The 19,015-nt window shown below is 31.5% G+C and carries 18 protein-coding genes and 1 riboswitch; of the genes, 14 read left to right on the top strand and 4 right to left on the bottom strand.

Translation table 11 applies throughout. The annotated features are described in order from the left end of the window. Positions 1-174 precede the first annotated feature (174 nt). The 10 genes from icaB (at position 175) to BTM19_RS04865 (ending at position 10,311) form a co-directional block, all read left to right on the top strand. Positions 175-1,026 (top strand): intercellular adhesin biosynthesis polysaccharide N-deacetylase, encoded by an 852-nt coding sequence (gene icaB / locus BTM19_RS04910; RefSeq protein WP_231495842.1) that lies wholly within the window; start codon positions 175-177, stop codon positions 1,024-1,026. Next, positions 1,019-2,086 (top strand): polysaccharide intercellular adhesin biosynthesis/export protein IcaC, encoded by a 1,068-nt coding sequence (gene icaC / locus BTM19_RS04905; protein ID WP_029378591.1) that lies wholly within the window; start codon positions 1,019-1,021, stop codon positions 2,084-2,086. Before icaB ends, icaC begins: the two co-directional genes overlap by 8 nt. A gap of 549 nt (positions 2,087-2,635) precedes the next feature. After that, on the top strand, positions 2,636-3,211 hold the full coding sequence (locus BTM19_RS04900; protein WP_029378592.1) for a TetR/AcrR family transcriptional regulator: 576 nt from the start codon (positions 2,636-2,638) through the stop codon (positions 3,209-3,211). Positions 3,212-3,630: 419 nt separating this feature from the next. Next, positions 3,631-5,751 (top strand): BglG family transcription antiterminator, encoded by a 2,121-nt coding sequence (locus BTM19_RS04895; protein ID WP_051283175.1) that lies wholly within the window; start codon positions 3,631-3,633, stop codon positions 5,749-5,751. A 19-nt stretch (positions 5,752-5,770) separates the two neighbouring features. Continuing rightward, positions 5,771-6,238: a PTS sugar transporter subunit IIA gene (locus BTM19_RS04890; RefSeq protein WP_029378594.1), complete on the top strand. Its 468-nt coding sequence runs from the start codon at positions 5,771-5,773 to the stop codon at positions 6,236-6,238. A 75-nt stretch (positions 6,239-6,313) separates the two neighbouring features. Beyond that, on the top strand, positions 6,314-6,592 hold the full coding sequence (locus BTM19_RS04885) for a PTS sugar transporter subunit IIB (protein WP_029378595.1): 279 nt from the start codon (positions 6,314-6,316) through the stop codon (positions 6,590-6,592). 126 nt (positions 6,593-6,718) lie between these two features. Continuing rightward, on the top strand, positions 6,719-7,978 hold the full coding sequence (locus tag BTM19_RS04880) for a PTS galactitol transporter subunit IIC (RefSeq protein WP_029378596.1): 1,260 nt from the start codon (positions 6,719-6,721) through the stop codon (positions 7,976-7,978). Positions 7,979-7,998: 20 nt separating this feature from the next. After that, positions 7,999-9,030: a zinc-binding dehydrogenase gene (locus BTM19_RS04875; protein WP_038679275.1), complete on the top strand. Its 1,032-nt coding sequence runs from the start codon at positions 7,999-8,001 to the stop codon at positions 9,028-9,030. Between the two features lie 51 nt (positions 9,031-9,081). After that, positions 9,082-9,237: a hypothetical protein gene (locus BTM19_RS13050; protein ID WP_099265762.1), complete on the top strand. Its 156-nt coding sequence runs from the start codon at positions 9,082-9,084 to the stop codon at positions 9,235-9,237. A gap of 36 nt (positions 9,238-9,273) precedes the next feature. Next, the gene (locus BTM19_RS04865) at positions 9,274-10,311 is read left to right on the top strand and encodes a galactitol-1-phosphate 5-dehydrogenase (RefSeq protein WP_029378598.1); all 1,038 of its coding nucleotides are present in this window, start codon (positions 9,274-9,276) and stop codon (positions 10,309-10,311) included. 193 nt (positions 10,312-10,504) lie between these two features. Here BTM19_RS04865 and BTM19_RS04860 read toward each other — a convergent pair whose 3' ends face one another. Both BTM19_RS04860 and fadH read right to left on the bottom strand, forming a co-directional pair. Next, complete coding sequence (locus tag BTM19_RS04860; protein WP_029378599.1) at positions 10,505-11,344, bottom strand: YitT family protein; 840 nt, start codon at positions 11,342-11,344, stop codon at positions 10,505-10,507. 330 nt (positions 11,345-11,674) lie between these two features. After that, a complete protein-coding gene (gene fadH, locus BTM19_RS04855; RefSeq protein ID WP_172606465.1) occupies positions 11,675-12,445 on the bottom strand; it encodes a 2,4-dienoyl-CoA reductase in 771 nt (256 codons plus the stop codon). A 263-nt stretch (positions 12,446-12,708) separates the two neighbouring features. Here fadH and BTM19_RS04850 point away from each other — a divergent pair, with 263 nt between their 5' ends. The 3 genes from BTM19_RS04850 to BTM19_RS13045 all read left to right on the top strand — a co-directional run bounded on the left by BTM19_RS04850 (position 12,709) and on the right by BTM19_RS13045 (position 14,657). Continuing rightward, positions 12,709-13,011: a PadR family transcriptional regulator gene (locus BTM19_RS04850; RefSeq protein WP_029378601.1), complete on the top strand. Its 303-nt coding sequence runs from the start codon at positions 12,709-12,711 to the stop codon at positions 13,009-13,011. A gap of 19 nt (positions 13,012-13,030) precedes the next feature. Next, the gene (gene chrA, locus BTM19_RS04845; RefSeq protein ID WP_029378602.1) at positions 13,031-14,185 is read left to right on the top strand and encodes a chromate efflux transporter; all 1,155 of its coding nucleotides are present in this window, start codon (positions 13,031-13,033) and stop codon (positions 14,183-14,185) included. Between the two features lie 119 nt (positions 14,186-14,304). Next, a riboswitch (SAM riboswitch) is annotated at positions 14,305-14,414 on the top strand. 69 nt (positions 14,415-14,483) lie between these two features. Further along, positions 14,484-14,657 (top strand): hypothetical protein, encoded by a 174-nt coding sequence (locus tag BTM19_RS13045; protein WP_167330402.1) that lies wholly within the window; start codon positions 14,484-14,486, stop codon positions 14,655-14,657. A 174-nt stretch (positions 14,658-14,831) separates the two neighbouring features. Here the strand turns inward: BTM19_RS13045 and BTM19_RS04840 are convergent, their stop codons facing one another. Next, complete coding sequence (locus BTM19_RS04840; protein ID WP_029378603.1) at positions 14,832-16,319, bottom strand: DUF6056 family protein; 1,488 nt, start codon at positions 16,317-16,319, stop codon at positions 14,832-14,834. Between the two features lies 1 nt (position 16,320). After that, positions 16,321-17,268, bottom strand: a complete 948-nt coding sequence (locus BTM19_RS04835; protein ID WP_029378604.1) for a glycosyltransferase family 2 protein — start codon at positions 17,266-17,268, stop codon at positions 16,321-16,323. A 522-nt stretch (positions 17,269-17,790) separates the two neighbouring features. Between BTM19_RS04835 and BTM19_RS04830 the strand changes: the two genes are divergently transcribed. After that, positions 17,791-18,972: an MFS transporter gene (locus BTM19_RS04830; protein WP_038679280.1), complete on the top strand. Its 1,182-nt coding sequence runs from the start codon at positions 17,791-17,793 to the stop codon at positions 18,970-18,972. The last annotated feature ends 43 nt before the right edge of the window (positions 18,973-19,015 follow it).

Raw genomic sequence — 19,015 nt, 5'->3', positions numbered from 1 at the left:
TTCACTTCTACAGATTAACAGTTATCCAGTATTGTTGATCCGTACAGTTTTAAATATTGAACTATCCAGCATGAATATTTTATTTAGAATCATATTATTATTTATAATAATTTCAATATTTATTTTTACTATAAGCCTTTTAGTTAATATGCTTAAAAATAAGGAGCGTTTAAATTGATTAACATAAGAAAATCATTTTTTGTGCTATTGGTTATTTTTATAATTCTTTCAAACTATTCTCCATCTGAGATTCACGCAAAACAAAAGGAATTAAAATTTGCAGAAAATAGTGCGCTTGCTTTAAATTATCATCGTGTAAGAAGTGATAACTTTTTTGATAAACTATTATATTACAGCTCAAACAGTAAAGAGCTAAAGTCTTATAGTATTAGCAAATCAAAATTTGAAAATCAAATTAAATGGTTAAAAGCACATGATGCACATTTTTTAACTGAGAAAGAATTAATTAAATATAAAGAAAGCGGAAATTTTCCTAAAAAGAGTGTTTGGATTAATTTTGATGATATGGATGCATCTATTTATAAGAATGCTTATCCCATTTTAAAAAAGCATAATGTTCCAGCTACTGGTTTTGTTATAACTAATCGTGTTGGTACAAAAAACTTCCATAATTTAAATCTCATAACGCTCGATCAATTAAATGAAATGAAAGCATCCGGGTTTTGGGAATTTAATTCACATACGCATGATTTACATAGTTTAAAAAAGAATAAATCATTAATGGTTTCAGCATCCAATATTAAATTAGAAAATGATATTAAAAATAGTAATAGCTATTTAAAGAAACATTTTAGTAACCAAAACGATTCGATCGCTTATCCATATGGCCAAATATCTGATGAAAATATAACGAGCCTTAACAATGCTGGCATTAAATATGGTTACACACTTGAAGATAAAGCTATTACACCAAATGATAACAATTATTATATTCCTAGAATACTTATGAATGACGACACTTTTAACAAACTAATCCAAAATTGGAAAGGGTTTAAAGATGACTAAATCAAAAATTGAACTCATTTATTTTAGAGCTTTTGTATGCATGTTGATTATATTAACACATATTATTACACAATATATGCAAGGTATAGCTGATTCGGAACTAAGCGAACTTAAATTAATTTATTATATACAAAATATTTTCATTTTCGGTACGCCTTGTTTCATTATCCTATCTCAATTACTAACAACACTAAATTACAAAGAACTTAAATTTGATTATCTATGGTCTAGATTTAAATATATATTTATCCCCTATTTATGCATCGGTTCTTTTTACTGTTATAGTGAGACTTTAAATACAAATACTAGTTTTGGTCATCAATTTATTGAAAATGTTCTATTAGGTTATTGGTACGGTTATTTTATTATTGTAATAATGCAGTTTTTTATATTAAGTTATATTATTTTTAAAATAACTCCTAAATTATTTAATAGTAAAACCTTATTAGGCTTAAGCTTTATCATACAAACAACGTTTCTATATTTTTTACAAAATTCTTCTGAATTTTCCAGTATATTCCATAAAGTTTATCCATTAAGTGAAAATACCTTTATATTAGGTTGGATCTTTTTCTTTTTTGTTGGTGGTTATGTAGGACTTCATTATGACAAAATTATACGATTTTTAGAACAATATCTATTTATCATTATATCTTTATCTATTATTTCATACGTTGGTTTTGTAATATTTTCAAAACATGATTATTGGCAAGTCACAAGTTTCACATACTCACTCACACTTTACCATATGTCTATGTTTTTACTTTTACTGGGAGTATGCTTACATTTTAAAACATTGATGTTAGGTTCCATTAATTTAATTAGCACTTTTTCATTTTTCATATATCTATTACACCCTATTATTTTAGATACACTATACAAATATACAGCTACTTTTGAAAATACAACTATTATTTTTATCGCAATTTCACTATTATTTATCCTTGGCTTATGTGTCGGTGTAGGAATTTTCTTACGAGAATTTTATATTTTTAGATTTCTCATCGGTAAACAGCCTTATAAATTGAAAATATTTTTAAAAGATCAAACTTTAATGTAGTTATAAAAATTAATAATGATTGACAAGAGCACAAATATACTTATACCAAGCTTTCTACTCTTGCTATTTACTACCTATAAGTAAAAAAGATCCGAGACATCGATGATGTCTCGGATCTTTTTTGTCTTAATTGTTCACATTATTTGTTATTTACAATTTTTTTAACTAATTCATTAAGTATTTACTTTAAATAGTTATTTTTTTATGGAATAATTCAGTTATAATCATCAACGATCTTTATGCCCTCTTTAATTTACTTTGTGCCAGCTTCTTGGCATCTATTTTCCTTTTGAATACAATATTTTAAAAACTATGATTGATTTTAAGGCTTATGTTTAGTTCGATTAAACAAATTATTCGCTATCATTTTTCATATTATATATGTAGATAATAATTAATTAAATAAATAACATAGCAAACACATTACACACTATATAAATACAATTGCTTTCAATTCATGTACAATCACTGTTATAATAGAAATAATTTATTTTTTGAATTTATTTTTTTCATATGATTAAATTTGATATATGGAGGCTCTATTTTAAATTGAAACTAGGAGTAAAAGAACAAATTATTGAAAATGCCATCTCCTTATTTTCAGAAAATGGCTATGAAGGCACTACGTTAAACCAAATTGCAAGTAGCGTTGATATTAAAAAAGCAAGTTTATATTATCACTATAACAACAAAGACGAAATTTATCGCTCATGTATAGAAGTGTGTATAAATTATTTTATAGATTTTATAGAAGAGGCACATAAAGATTCCAATTATTCAGTTGATGATTTACATCATTTCCTATTTAATTTCATATTTAATGTTGATGTAAATTATATTAGATTATACCTACAACTATCATTTGCACCTCAACAATTTAAAGATGAATTTTTATTACTTATCAGAAATGCGCATCATGTTTTAGATAACCATGTTACTAGATATTATAATGATTCTGATTTTGTAATAAACGAAGACGATTTCCGAAATATGATATTGATGTTTTTAGAAAGTTGGTATTTAAAATGTTGTTTCGTGCAAAGGTACGGTGTAGTACAAGATGTTAAAAACTCTTTCAAAAATGAAATGTTTTCACTACTCAATGTTATTCTAATAAGTAAATAAGTATTAGTATTTTATAGATTATATTTTCGAAAAGTTTTTTAAATATATACATCAATAGTAAATAGGGAGTATTTAAGACAGAACTCAGTCTCCCCTCTTTGTACTCCCCATTCTCTTGCCTTTAACTACAGGGATTAAACACCATTTAAAGCTGGTTTCCATAAACGGAAATCAGCTTTTTCTATTTTACTTATTGTTTTATCATAAGTTTTTCTTCTTAATATCAGTATCTTTGTGAATACTCTATTCTAATAACAAAATTGAAACCCCACTCTCCCTTTTCATAAATAAACAAAATCTCTTTATATGTTCAGTGATTTCACAATCTAATGAAAGTCTTAGAACAATGATGTTCATTGTATATTACAGCGTTCATCACAATGATGTACATAATATAAAATTGAATTTGTGTCTGATGAATGTACAACGCTTTGATGCTATGTGCTAAATTAGAGTCAACAACAAAGGAGGGATTCAGTATACAGACAGAAAACTTGAGCGTCATTACAGAATTGATTAAAAACCCTAAGCTTAAAGGCAAAGATCTCGAATTAATGTTCAATATATCTCGTAGACAACTTGGCTATAGAATCCAAAAGATCAATACATGGTTAACTGAACAAAATTTACCTACGATAGAGCGTACTAGCCAAGGCTTCTTCATCGTTGATGACGCAATAAAACATTTTCTTAATGTATATATTGAACCTTTACCACAGGAAAATGAGCAAGTATATACTGCTTGTCAGCGCGCGCACCTCATTTTACTGATGTTGTTTAAAGAAGATGAAATGCTATCGTTAAACCACTTTTCTATCGATTTAAAAATTAGTAAGAACACTGTATTAAACGATTTAAAGCAATTAAAGTCACTACTTGAACCATATAATATTATGCTGAAATACTCGCGACAAAAAGGCTATCATTTAAAAGGTAATGAATTTGAAATCAGAAAACTTTTAACTAACTTAATTGATAAAGCATATACACTAAACATTTTAAACCATGATGTTTTTGATATTTTAGGTTTACGCAAAGAAAAACTTCAAATCATAGATAGACAAATTAATAAAATCGAAAAATATTTACAAAACAATTTTATAGATCAAAGTACACAAACGTTACGTTATAAACTCTATTTTATTATTAGAAGAATTCAACATAACAAAATTATCTCACCCTTTTCCATTGGCTATGATGATCTCTCAGACACTGAGGAATATCGAGCAACAGAAATACTCACTACAAATTACTCTGATATACCTAGACAAGAAAAACTGTTTATAACATTACAACTTTTATCAACAAGTGTGCAATGGTCAGAACTAGATGATTCAACATTTTTACCTGAATTAAAAGTAGCTCTTCAGTCTATGCTTGATCAATTTGAAAAAATCACTTTCATCACATTTAAAGAGCGTGAAACACTACTTAATCAATTAATGTTTCATATGAAGCCAGCTTTTTACAGAATTAGATATCAATTATCTGACATCGAAAGTTTACAGAATACTCTGGAAGATGACTATAAAGAATTATTTCACCTTGTAAAACTCTCTTCTAAACCAATGGAAAAAATATTAAGACAACCTCTGCCCGACAATGAAACTGCATACTTAACCATTATTATCGGCGGGATTTTAAGAAGACAAGATGAAGACATTGATAAAAAAGTGAAAGCAGTGGTTGTCTGTACACAAGGAACATCAATTTCTCAATTAATGTTGCAAGAACTACGAAGCGTATTTCCTGAATTTATATTTTTAGATGCGTTATCACTACGCGAGTTTAATCAATATAATCTCGATTTTGATGTAGTCTTCTCACCAATGCACATCATGACAAATAAGAGATTATACATCACTAAAGCGATACTAACTGCTAAAGAAAAACATCATCTACGCCAACACGTATTCGGACAACTTAACAACACATTTGATACTGATATACACGCTCAAAAAATGTTAGCGATGATACGTGAACACGCTGATATTCATAATGAGGACAGTCTATTAAATGAAATTAAACAACAGTTCAATGAAATTCATGCCTATACATCAATCGAATCGTCTTCAATATCATTGGATTATCACTTAAATTTGCAGGATTTGCTACCTATCAATCATATTCAATTAATCTCTCACGTTAAAAATATAGACGAGGCCATACGCGTAGCTGCTAAACCACTTTATAAGCAAAATTATATAGATGCTAATTACATTGATTCTATGATTCAATATTTTGACGAAACGTATATGGTTATTAATCAAAATATCGCAATACCACATGCAGAAAACGAACAAAATGTGAATCGTACTTCTATGAGTATGTTGGTATTAGATAAACCATTAACACTAAAAACAGGACTTGATGTAAATTTATTTGTGATTATTGCAGCTACAGATAAATTCAAACATTTAAGACCTCTATTACAATTACGAGACTTGGCTCAAGACGCCGAAATGGTACAAAACATTATACGAACAGATTCAAAATCACAAGTGTTCGAAGTTATTAAACACTTTTCAATAATAGAGTAAAACAAAGGGGTTGAGCCATATGGAAAGTTTAAAATTGGATACATCTAACATCATTATTGGTTTAGAGGCAGCCACAAAAGATGAGGCATTAAGTCAATTAGCAAAACGCATGTACAACAATGGTTATGTCAAATCATCTTATGAAAATGCAGTCATTGAAAGAGAAGCATCTTTTGCTACAGGCTTACCTACAGTGTATTGTTCGGTAGCAATTCCACACACAGACATTCAACACGTTAATTCAAAATCTATCGGCGTGGCTGTGCTTAAAGAAACCGTACCTTTTGTGATTATGGGAGAACTTGAAGCAACAACAGATGTAAAATTAATTTTCATGCTCGCAATGGATAAAGAAGATACACAATTATCATTACTCCAAAAACTAATGGGTATTTTTCAAAACAATCAAATACTTGAAGCCATTGCAACTTCAACAAACAGTACTCACATCGTAGATATTATCGAAAATGAACTTAGAGAAGCATAAACAGCTTTTCGGAATCATGAATCTTTGAAGCAATATATCTTAAATATACAGATCAAAAATTAGGAGGAATTTATTATGAAACAAGTATTAGTAGCATGTGGTGCAGGTATTGCAACATCAACGGTAGTGAACAGTGCAATTGAAGAAATGGCGAAAGAACACAACATCAAAGTAGATTTAAAACAAATAAAAATTTCTGAGGTAGGCTCTTATGTTGATACAGCAGACTTATTAGTTACAACTGCTATGACGCAAAAAAAATACGACTTTCCTGTTATTAATGCACGTAACTTTTTAACCGGTATCGGGGTTGAAGACACTAAAAAAGAAATTTTAGATGCGTTACAAAGCTAATGAACCATTTATTAAAATGATCGTACGAACTGTTGGGATAAATGCCGAAACAATTTTTTTAGTTATAACAAAGTGACATCTTAATTTATACCAATAGTACTTTATATAAAGAGGATGGTGTAAGGGATGAGTGGATTTGTAGATTTTATTCAAGCTTTTTTAGATTTAGGGGCAACAGTTATACTTCCTATCGTTATATTTCTATTAGGATTATTCTTTAGGCAAAAAGTGGGCGCAGCATTCAGATCAGGTCTGACAATTGGTGTTGCATTCGTTGGGATTTTCTTAGTTATTGATTTACTAGTTAACAACCTTGGTCCTGCTGCTCAAGCTATGGTTAAAAACTTAGGGGTTAGTTTAAATGTCATTGATGTGGGTTGGCCAGCAACGTCTTCTATTGCATGGGCCTCTACAATTGCTGCATTTATTATTCCTTTAGGCATTGTCGTTAACATTGCAATGTTATTAACAAAAACAACACGTACTATGAACGTAGATATCTGGAATTTCTGGCACTATACCTTTATGGGTGCCATGGTTTATGCAATATCTGGCAGTATTTGGCAATCTTTAATAGCCGCTGCTGTATTCCAAATTGTTTGTCTAAAAGTGGCTGATTGGACTGCACCAATGATGAGTAAATTTTATGACTTACCTGGGGTGTCTATTGCAACAGGCAGTACAATTTCATATGCTCCAGGTATTTTCTTAGTAAAAGGATTGCAAAAAGTACCTGTAATTAAAAACTTAAATGCAGATCCTGAAACGATTCAAAAAAGGTTCGGCGCATTTGGTGAATCTATATTCGTCGGTTTAGTACTCGGTTTAGCAATTGGCTTATTAGCTGGTTACAACGCTGGTGACGTAATAAATCTTGGTATGTCAATGGCTGCAGTTATGGTATTGATGCCTCGTATGGTTAAGATTTTGATGGAAGGTTTAATGCCTGTTTCAGAATCCGCACGTACATGGCTAAACAAACGTTTTGGTGATCGCGAAATCTATATTGGCTTAGATGCTGCTGTTGCATTAGGACATCCAGCAGTTATCTCAACCGCTTTAATTTTAGTACCTATCACCGTATTGTTAGCTGTTATTTTGCCTGGTAACCAAGTGCTACCTTTTGGTGACTTAGCAACCATTCCGTTTATTGTCGCTTTTATTGTAGGTGCTGCTCGAGGAAACATTATACACTCAGTTATTGTTGGCACAATCATGATTGCAATTTCCTTATATATCGCAACTGATGTTGCACCGATATTCACAAGTATGGCAGAAGGTACAAATGTGAAAATGCCATCTGGATCATCACAGATTTCAAGTATAGACCAAGGAGGTAACATATTAAACTATATTATATTCAAATTCTTTGGCTTATTTAATTAATTTATAGGAGCTGACTAAACATGAAAGCACTCGTTAAAACTAAAGCAGGTTTTGGAAACCTAGAATTATTAGATACAGAAACGCCTTCACCGAATGAAGATGAAATAAAAATAAAAGTCCATTATGCAGGTATTTGTGGTACAGATATTCACACATATGAAGGACATTATAAAGTGAATTTTCCAGTTATACTCGGTCACGAATTCTCAGGAGAAGTTGTAGAAGTTGGTACAAATATTACAAATTTTAATATTGGGGATCGTGTTACTTCAGAAACAACATACTACATTTGTGGGGAATGTGACTATTGTCAAAACGGTGATTACAACTTATGTAATCATCGAAAAGGTTTGGGTACTCAACAAAACGGTGGTTTCACTCAATACTTAGTTACTCCAGCAAATAGCGCCCATCACATACCTGACAATGTTTCTTACAAAGCTGCTGCGATGACTGAACCCTTAGCATGCGCTCACCATGCCGTCTCTAAAATAGACATCCAACCTGAAGATGTTGTCGTTGTTATTGGCCCTGGTCCTATCGGACTGTTAGTCGCTCAAGTTGTTAAAAGTAAAGGCGCTAAAGTTATCATCACTGGATTGAATAATGATCAAGCAAGACTAAATAAAGCAAATGAACTTAACTTAGATCATGTAGTTAATATTCAAAATACTGATTTGAAATCATATGTAAATAAAGTCACTAATGGTTATGGTGCAAATATCGTATTAGAATGTTCTGGCGCAATACCGGCCGCCAAACAAGGATTAGATATTTTACGTAAAAAAGGGCAATATGTTCAAGTTGGTATCTTTAAAGATAGCGAAATTCCATTCAATTTAGAGCAAATAGTTCAAAAAGAATTACTTATTGTAGGTACTAGAAGCCAAAAGCCAGCAGATTGGGAACCTTCTTTACAACTGATCAGTTGTGGAGAAGTCGACGCAGAATCTCTTATTACAAACGAACTTGATATTACACAATGGACCGAAGGATACGACCATATAAAGAGTGGCGAAGGTATCAAAGTATTACTTAGCCCTATTGAATAATTTTCAAAATAGTCTTCGTTAATATACAAACGATATAAGGAGCGTAAAAATATGGTAGAACTAATGTTGGATTTCATGCTTGGACCCTTGAGAAACATTACAGATTTATATATGAACAACTTACTATATGCGAATACGATCGTCATTGTCGGTTACTTTGTTGCTAAATTTTTTAAAAAGAGAAAAACAACTTCTGAGCAAGGCTAATTCATTTCATATTTACAAGTTAAGAGGTGACAACATTTGAAAGCTTTAAACTTATATGGCATTGAAGATTTAAGATATGAAGAAACAACACCACCTGAAATTGACAACAGCAATGATGTTATTATCAAAGTAGTAGCAACAGGAATTTGCGGTTCCGACAACTCGCGTTATAAAAAACTAGGTCCTTACCGAGCAGGTACACCATTTGGCCATGAGTTCTCAGGTACTGTCTATAGTATAGGCAGTGATGTAAAACATTTATATGTTGGTGATGCCGTGACAGGATGTCCTGCGATCGCATGCCACAACTGTGAACAATGTGAAAAAGGTGCATATTCTAGATGTGAAAATTTATATGTCATAGGTTCTTATGAACCAGGATGTTTTGCAGAATACGTTAAACTCCCAGCTCATAACGTCTTAAAGTTACCTAATAATGTAGACTTTGATACGGCCGCTATGGTTGAACCATCTGCAGTGGTAGCACATGGGTTTTATAGAACTAATATGAAACCCGGTGCGACTGTAGCCGTCATTGGTTGCGGAAGTATTGGATTACTAGCCTTACAATGGGCTAAAATATTTGGTGCTGCTAAGACTATTGCTATAGATATAGATCCCAACAAACTAGAAATTGCTAAAACACTTGGTGTTGATTATACAATTAATTCTAAAGAGAAAAGTCTAAATGAAGTTATTAAGAAACTCCCGTATAATATAGATGTAGCCGTTGAATCTGCCGGATCACCATATACTATAGGGCAAGTCTTAACATTACCGTCTAAAGGCGGAGAAGTCTTACTACTTGGTATCCCTTATTCAGATATTGAAATCAATCGTGAACACTTTGAAAAGATATTACGTAATGAGCTCAATGTGATTGGTTCTTGGAATGGCTTATCTGCGCCATTTCCAGGTGAAGAATGGCATGCATCACTACATTATATGTCTACTGGGAAAATTAAAGTACATGCTATGATTTCAGATTATCTAGATTTGGCGCAAGGCCCTGAAACATTTGATGCAATAGTAAATAACAAGAAACATTTTAATAAGGTTATTTTTCATCCATAATTAACACATTAAATTCAGCTATAAAGAGATCTATATCAATAGGTTCATTTATAGCTCTTTTTAAATTTAAAAAGACCCCAAGCTTCAACATAAGCCACGGGTCTTCAAATCATCAACCATATAAACAGTAAATAACTAGTTGAAATTACGCAATCATTTTATAAAAAGTTGATTTCCTAACTACAATGCCAAATTATTGTAGTTTCATAAATCCATTACCTAAGACGTCACGCACGTCATGGATAACTAAAAATGCATTTTCATCATGTGCGTTAACAATTTTTTTAATTCTAGCTAATTGATTTTGTGGTACCACGACATAGAGTACATTTGTTTCTTTACGTTCATAGCCTCCTACACCATTTAATAGTGTGGAACCTCTACCTGTTTCATTATTAATATCTAAACTGATATCTTTATTATGATCTGAAATAATCGTAATCGCTTTTTTCGGATTAAAACCTTCTATAATAAATGTCATACTTTTTTCAACAATAAAAAGCATTACAATCGTATATAATACGTTTTGCACTGGTAGTACAATTAAGAAAGATAATACAATGATTGAATCTAAAATAAACAATGCTTGTGACGTCTTTATCTCGCTATATTTATTTATAATTTTAGCAATGACAGAAGTACCACCCAATGTGCTTCGTGCGGAAATCACTAGTCCACTTCCGATTCCTATCAACACACCCGAAAACACTGTATTGATAAAATCAGATTCTAAATGCATATTAAATGATTCAGTCAATCCTAAAAACGCTGAACTCGAGATAACTGTGATTAAAGTATAGACTGCAGTAGTCTTACTTAAGTATTTCCAACCTATCATAATTAATATCATATTTATAACCAAGGAAGTAAGCGCAGGTGATAAGCCAAGTGTATATTTCAAATTTAAAGAAATACCAACTGTGCCACCTTCCCCTAAATTTGAAGCAATGACAAACGCATTGATACCTATACTAATAAGAAACGTACCTAAAATACAAAAACATATATTTTTAAAATGGATTTTATACAACATCCCCCAAACACCTCTTTTCTTAATTATTTAAAATACACATATAAATTCCTCAATGTTAACAATTTCTTCCTTAAAAAATCAGACGACATAAAAAGAAACTTTCTAGTTATTGAACCAAAAAGTTTCGTAAATTAAAGTTTTTATTAATTTTTTAACACAAGTCTATATCATAGTAGAAAAGGACGATAATTTCAATTGAATGAGGTTAAATTAAAATTGTATCGGTTAACTAAATTATATTCTAGTTATGTGTACTAATTAAAGAACTGTTCGAACGACATTCGTCATTACTTTTTTAGGATATGTTAGTAAATTATTCCCATTCTTCAGTTAAAATGGATTTTGATTCAGCCATTGGCCGCCATCCATAGTCATACATGCACCATTTATATAGCTAGCTTCTTCTGATAATAAGAACTTAGCTAAACCAGCTATTTCTTCTGGTTGTCCCATTCTACCTAACGGAACACTATCAAGCGTTTGTTGCTTAGCTTCTTCTGATAAACTAAGTTTTCCTGAGCCTCCTGTATTATCAATCGGTCCTGGCGCAATTGCATTGACTGTAATGCCATATTTACTTCCCCACTCAACTGCTAATGTTCTAGTCATAGATAATACACCAGCTTTAGCACTTGCTGAATGCACCACCCCGATACCAGCTCTCCATGCATAGGTCGCTACCATATTAATAATACGTCCTTGTTGACCATTTTTTATCCATTCTTTACCTACAGCTTGTGTACAATACCAAGTTCCATTAAGGACAATATCTATTACAGAGTTCCAACCATTGAGTGATAAGTCTTCTGCCGGACATAGAAAATTACCTGCCGCGTTATTGACCAAGCCATCAATTTTTCCATATGTTTCTATTGTTTTATCTACTGTGTATTGAACCCTTTCAGGGTCTCTCACATCCATATCTATGCATAGCACTTGACCTTCAAACTTCTCCATTTCAGCTTTGGCCGCTTCTAATCGTTCTAATGAACGACCAGTAATTACAATGTTTGCACCTTCTTTGGCAAATTTTGTTGCCATTGCTTTACCCATACCACTACTACCGCCTGTCACAATAATTACTTTGTCTCTCATGTGCATTCTCCTTTTAACAACGATTTAAATTAACATGTCACACAATCATAGTAAGCGCTTACACACAATTGTAACTTACTTATCTATAATTAGTAAATTATCTTACTTATTGTTAATTGAGTATATTCAAATATATAAAGTGACAATTATTATAAGTTTTTAAACTTTTTGTAAATCCAGTCAAAAATACCGTGATATATGCTATATTGTCTATGATATCGGAAACCGATATCGATTTCCGTTATTAATGATTAAAGGGGCTGGATGATATCGATTCTAAATTAGAAAGACGTATGTTTCTCGGTTTTATTTATATCCATATTTTGCATCATGCTAATGAACATCCTATTTATGGTAGCTGGATGATGGATGAGTTAAGAACACATGGTTATGCAATGAGTGCTGGAACGCTATATCCTCTCTTACATCGAATGGAAGATGAGTCATTACTCGTTAGTGAAAAAACTGTCGTTGACGGTAAACAACGTAAGAACTACACAATCACTTCATTTGGCAAGAAAATGTTAGAAAAAAGTCACCAGAAATTAAAAGAAATTGTCGGAGAAATTTAAACTTGGGAGGTTATTTGTTATGAAATATCTTGAAGTATTTCTCGTAGCACTGAGGTTAGGCTGCACTTCATTTGGTGGTCCAACAGCTCACCTCGGCTACTTCTATGATGAATATGTAAAACGGAGGCAATGGTTAACAGAACAACAATACACCAATCTAGTCGCATTATGTCAATTTTTACCTGGACCAGCTAGTAGTCAAGTTGGATTTGGTATTGGTATAACTAAGGCAGGGTTGATTGGCGGAGTAATTTCATTTATTGGCTTTACTCTCCCCTCAGTGATTGTACTCATGCTTTGTGCCACTTTACTATTAGCTTATAGCAACGATTTAGGTTGGACGCATGGTCTGAAATTAGTCGCCGTTGCAATTGTATTAAATGCAATTATAGGTATGGGACAAAAATTATTACCCGATTTAAAAACAAAAATTTTAGCGTTGTTCACCTTAGTAGTAGCTATAACAGTCATTCATCCATTATCACAATTAGGTGCGTTGACTGTAGTGGCTATAGTTGGATTAGCGCTTTTTAGAGAAACAGATGAACAGAAGTCTTTGATAAAGATATTCAATATTCCACGAATAGTAGGCGCCATCTCTCTTATACTATTTTTTAGTCTTTTATTAATCTTACCTATATTGAATTTTGTCACTCACAATTCGTGGATTAACATGATCGACAACTTTTATCGTTCTGGTGCTCTTGTATTCGGCGGCGGACATGTTGTCTTACCTTTATTAGAACAATCATTTGTAGCAACTGATATGATTAGTGCCAATGACTTTTTATCAGGTTACGCATTAACACAAGCAGTTCCAGGGCCGTTGTTTACATTTGCTGCATATATTGGAACCGTTATGTCTGGTGTTACAGGTGGTATCATTGCAACAATTGCTATTTTCTTACCGGCCTTTTTATTATTAGTTGGTGTTTTACCTTTTTGGGAGCACATACAATCAAATCGCTACGCAAAATCAATGCTAAAAGCTGTCAGTGCTGGCGTAGTAGGTATTTTAATCGCAGCTTTTTATGATCCTATATTCACATCATCAGTAAATAGCAATATGGATTTTGCCTTTGCTGCTACATTATTTGTATTATTGGCTTATTGCAAGGCACCATCTTGGTTAATTGTTATTTTAGGATTATTGATTGGTCTCATCTTTTATTAGTTATGAAGTGTGTTGTTTCAATATTTGAAAATGTATATCTCATGATTAACAGATTTCGATAATATATTTATTTGCTAATTCAATGAACATTCGTTACAATAATTTGAAATAGAATAGTTCTCTTATTAAGAGTGAGTGGAGGGACTTGGCCCTGTAAAACTCCAGCAACAGCTCAGACGAGCGATGTGCTAAATCCAACAGTTCTAATTTACGAGCTGACAGATGAGAAGATGTGCGGAAGCTCTTCTTATCTAAGAAGAGCTATTTTATTTGTAAAAAAATAAAAGGTGGTAATTTTATGAAATCATTGCACGAATTATTCTCAGAACTTGAATATTGGGAGAATCATGTACCTAATAACATGATGAGTAACATAGCTAAACTAGAGCATATCAAAAGTGTAAAACGTGAAATCTACGCTCGCATAGATATTCATGACTATAAAGCAATTATATTAGAAAAAGAATTATAGGTACGACTATTTTATCTCAAGCTATATTTCTTATCAAACTTACATCTTGATAACTGAACGTTATACAAATATAAAAAGGAGTGCCACAATGAAATCATTTTAACAAAGTATGATTTCTGTGTACTCCTTTTTTATATTTACTTTTACTAGCTATAAATTCTTCATACAATCATTCTATTTATGTTTAGTACCAAAGGGCACATATTTTATTTTTGTATCTTTAGGTATACCTTCATATTGGTTAAATAATGACTGATACCTTGTACTTGTTGGGGTCGGGTGATGCAAATAATGTTCAAAAGGTAATTTTTCCATCGTATAATATTCTTTTTTAGGATGTGCTTTTATCTCTTCTTTTAACTGTGTAATTCGTGTTTCATTTTTTTGATTAATATAGAAAAATGTTCCTAAATATAACGTCGCGCAACCAATTGCTAAAACACCCACAATCTGTTTCCATAGTTGACCAGTAATGTTCAACTGAGAAAATAATATCAATAGGATAATGACAAACAAAGCATAAACTGTATAAAAATTTCTTGGTCCTAACGGTGACACAATCACTAAAGGTGCACACACTAATAAAATAGTAGCCAGCAATAAATATAACGTATATTTAATTTCTTTCGGCTCAACTACTATATGAACTGCTAAAATGAATGCACTTAAAAACCATATACAAACTAATGTATTTACTAAATTAGTAATAAGAAGTATATGAAAATTTTGTAACGCAAATTGTTCATAAATAAAGAAGTAGTATATTGGCAAAATCAATAAACCCGTTATAACAAATACTTGCAACAGTTTAGAGCGTGTATATAACATAGCGTTTCTGAATAATAGCGCAATAACAACACCAATAATCATTAAGATTATCGTCATTTGATTAAAAACCACCCAATCTGGTAATACTGTTGTTAATGTTGTTGTCACTTTATCAATGATGCCGGTATCACTAGACACTTTTTGATAACTACTACCCTCAAAAAATATTTTGCGATAATTAGGATTCATAAACATCAAAATCGTCCCTAGCGATGAAATAACTAAACCTAATATAAATTTAGGATTTAATTTTCTATAAATTAATACATGTAATACGATCGCTAAAACTAAAATCATCGTATTGAATAACGTTGTATTTTCCATAAAAAATTGTCCTACAAAACAGATACAATAAAACAAAATATTAGTTATAGGACCTAAACTTTTCTGTTCAAACAAAATTTCCGAGATATACCATACTATAAACAGCACGCAGAAAGTTGCTGGAACATAATTATAAAACCCAGCAAACCAACCATAAGTTTGCTTATATATATCACTAGGTATCGTCAGCATCAAAATAAATGCACACAAATAATAATATAAAATCTTAGCTTCATTAACAAAACGTCCAATTATCCATATAATCGAAATACTAAAAATCGCATAAGATAACCATCTAAACCAATCAAGTCGAACGGCAATAATTTCTAACATATTACCCAAATAACGCCCATTCAAATTTGCAAAGCGTTCTTGTAGCATCTGAATACCATAGTTACTATACCAATCCCAATCGTCATGTGTTAATGGCGTAAGCATAGCCATAAAAATATAAAAAATCAGCAGTGCGGTTACTGTAAGATAGGTCTTATTCACCCTTAATAATTTCATCTTATTCCACCTCTTGTTCATTCAAATTGGATTGACGAACAATATAGAGTGGACGTTGTTTCACTTCATAATAAATTCTTCCAATATATTCTCCTATAACACCTAATGACGTAAGCTGTATCCCACCTAAAAACAAAACGGAGAAGATTGTTGTGAAATATCCTGGTGTAGACACACCGTAATTTAGCGTATAAATAAAATTAAATAAAATATAGAGAAAACTTAATCCGCAAATGAAAAGCCCTAAATAAATAATGGCACGCAATGGCTTATTATTAAATGAAATCAAACCATCGATACCATAGTTTAGCAATGAGCTAAATGACCATTTAGACTCCCCTTCTACTCGAGTCACATTCTGATATTCAATGACTTTCGGTTCAAAACCAATCCACGCAAATAAGCCTTTAGAAAATCTATTGTACTCTCCCATATTCACGATTTCTTTCACTGCCCGCTGGCTTAATAATCTGAAATCACCAACACCATCTTCTAGTGTGACATCAACCATTTTATTAATAATTGCATAATACAATTGTGACACTCGTTTACGTGCTATGTTTTCACCTGTTCTATCCCTTTTAGCGACAATTTGATCTTCGCCTTCTTTAAAGTATTTAATCATTTGTGGTATTAGTGTTGGTGGATGTTGTAAATCACCATCTAAAATAATTAAAGCTTCCGCGTCTACACTTGCCTTTAATCCTGCGTACATCGCAGACTCTTTACCGAAGTTTCTTGAAAATGATATGTATTTAACTGCATCGTCTTGTTGTGCTAATTGTTGAATAATAGCTAAAGTGTTATCCTTGCTTCCATCGTCTACAAAAAGCAATTCGTATTTATAATTATTGTAGCGGCTATCTTGTTGCATGATTTCTGTTAATTCAGCATATGTTTTTTCAATAACACTTGCCTCATTAAAACACGGAACTAAAATTCTAATCATAAAATAACGTACCCCTCATTGATTTTTATTAATATAAAAAATAACATATTGTATATTATACAACACATTAAAGAGATAATGTGGTTTTGTTAATATTATATTGTGTTTAATTTTTGGATATTCAAAAATTACATTCATTAGATGTAAATTAGAGTTATGTAATAGTTCTCTAATTTAATCATATATTGTATTGTTATTTAAATTTGAAGAGTGTATCATTTAATTATTAAATTTTTATTAAAAGGACAACTAAACTATGGAAGCTGTATATTTGAAACCTATTAGATTAAAAAATTATTTGAGACATGAAAAACCCCTACTGTCGGGAGTAGTCTATCATTTTTTAATTCAATACGTGCAAAGACAGTGACCAATTTTTATTAGTGAAATCTTTATCAGTACTTACTTGTATTGATATACATTTTAACAAGATAATAAAAAGACACTTTGGTTACCAAAGTGTCTTTTTTGTGCGAATTTTGATAAATTTTAAATTTACTTTTTAGAAAAGAGGCTTTTACTATGCAATCCAATAAACTTTGGACTAAACAGTTTATCAGTGTATCATTGATTAACTTTCTACTAACTTTAGTCTTTTACTTACTTATGGTTACTATTGCAACTTTTTCAATCAATCATTACCAAGCTTCAATGAGTCAATCAGGACTTGTCAGCGGTATTTTTATTATCGGCGGTGTTATCGGCCGACTTTTTGCTGGATATTTTATAAATAAGTTCGGACTTAAGCGCTTATTACTTGTCACCATTATTATTTGTTTAGCTATTATCAGTAGTTATTTTATTAATATTAACGTTCAGTTTCTTATATTAATACGTTTATTACATGGGATTCCTCATGGGATGGCATTAACAATCATCAGTTCAATTGCTACACAAATTATCCCAGAATCGCGAAAGTCTGAAGGTATTAGCTATTATAGTATGAGTACGACATTAGCGACTGCATTCGGTCCATTTCTTGGTATATTAATGATTCATTACATCTCATTTTCTATATTATTTAGTTTTTGTTTCGCCATAATGTTTATCGCTTTAATCATGAGTATTTTTGTTAAAGCCCCTAAAGTTACGGAAATCAAAACAGCTTCCGTTAATTTAGAAAAAGGTACATCGTTTCTTAAAAATATCATTGAGCCGAGAGTCATCCCTGTTGGTTTAATCATTTTACTATTAAGTTTTGCATATTCTGGAGTACTAACTTATCTAAATTTATATGCGAGTCAATTAAAATTAACAAGTGTAGCCAGTTTATTCTTTGTGGTTTACGCCATTGTGGTTTTACTAACGCGTCCAGTTGCAGGTAAACTCATGGATAATAAAGGAAACCACGTCGTTGTATATCCAGCAATCATTTTTTATGCAATTAGTATGTTTATGTTAAGCCAAGTTACAAGTGGATTTATATTACTATTAATCAGCGCAATTATGGGATTAGGTTTCGGAAATTTACAATCAGCAACACAAGTCTTAGCAGTGAAATCTGCACCAACTTCTCGTATAAGCATTGCCACATCAACTTATTTCATATTTTTTGATGCAGGCTTAGGTCTCTCTCCATACTTATTAGGTTATGTTACGCCTTTAACTGGTTATGGAAATATGTACGCTATTATGGGTGTTATCATAATAATTACTGGCTTCCTGTACTTCTGTTTAATTGGAAACAAAAAATTAAGTAGCTAGAAAGTAGAGTAGCACGTTGAAATCAAAATGTTCAATTTGATTT

Origin of the sequence: Staphylococcus xylosus, assembly GCF_002732165.1 — a bacterium.
In the GTDB taxonomy this organism is placed as follows: domain Bacteria; phylum Bacillota; class Bacilli; order Staphylococcales; family Staphylococcaceae; genus Staphylococcus; species Staphylococcus xylosus.
The sequence above is the reverse complement of the archived record's forward strand: the minus strand, read 5'-3'. Positions and strand labels throughout refer to the sequence as shown.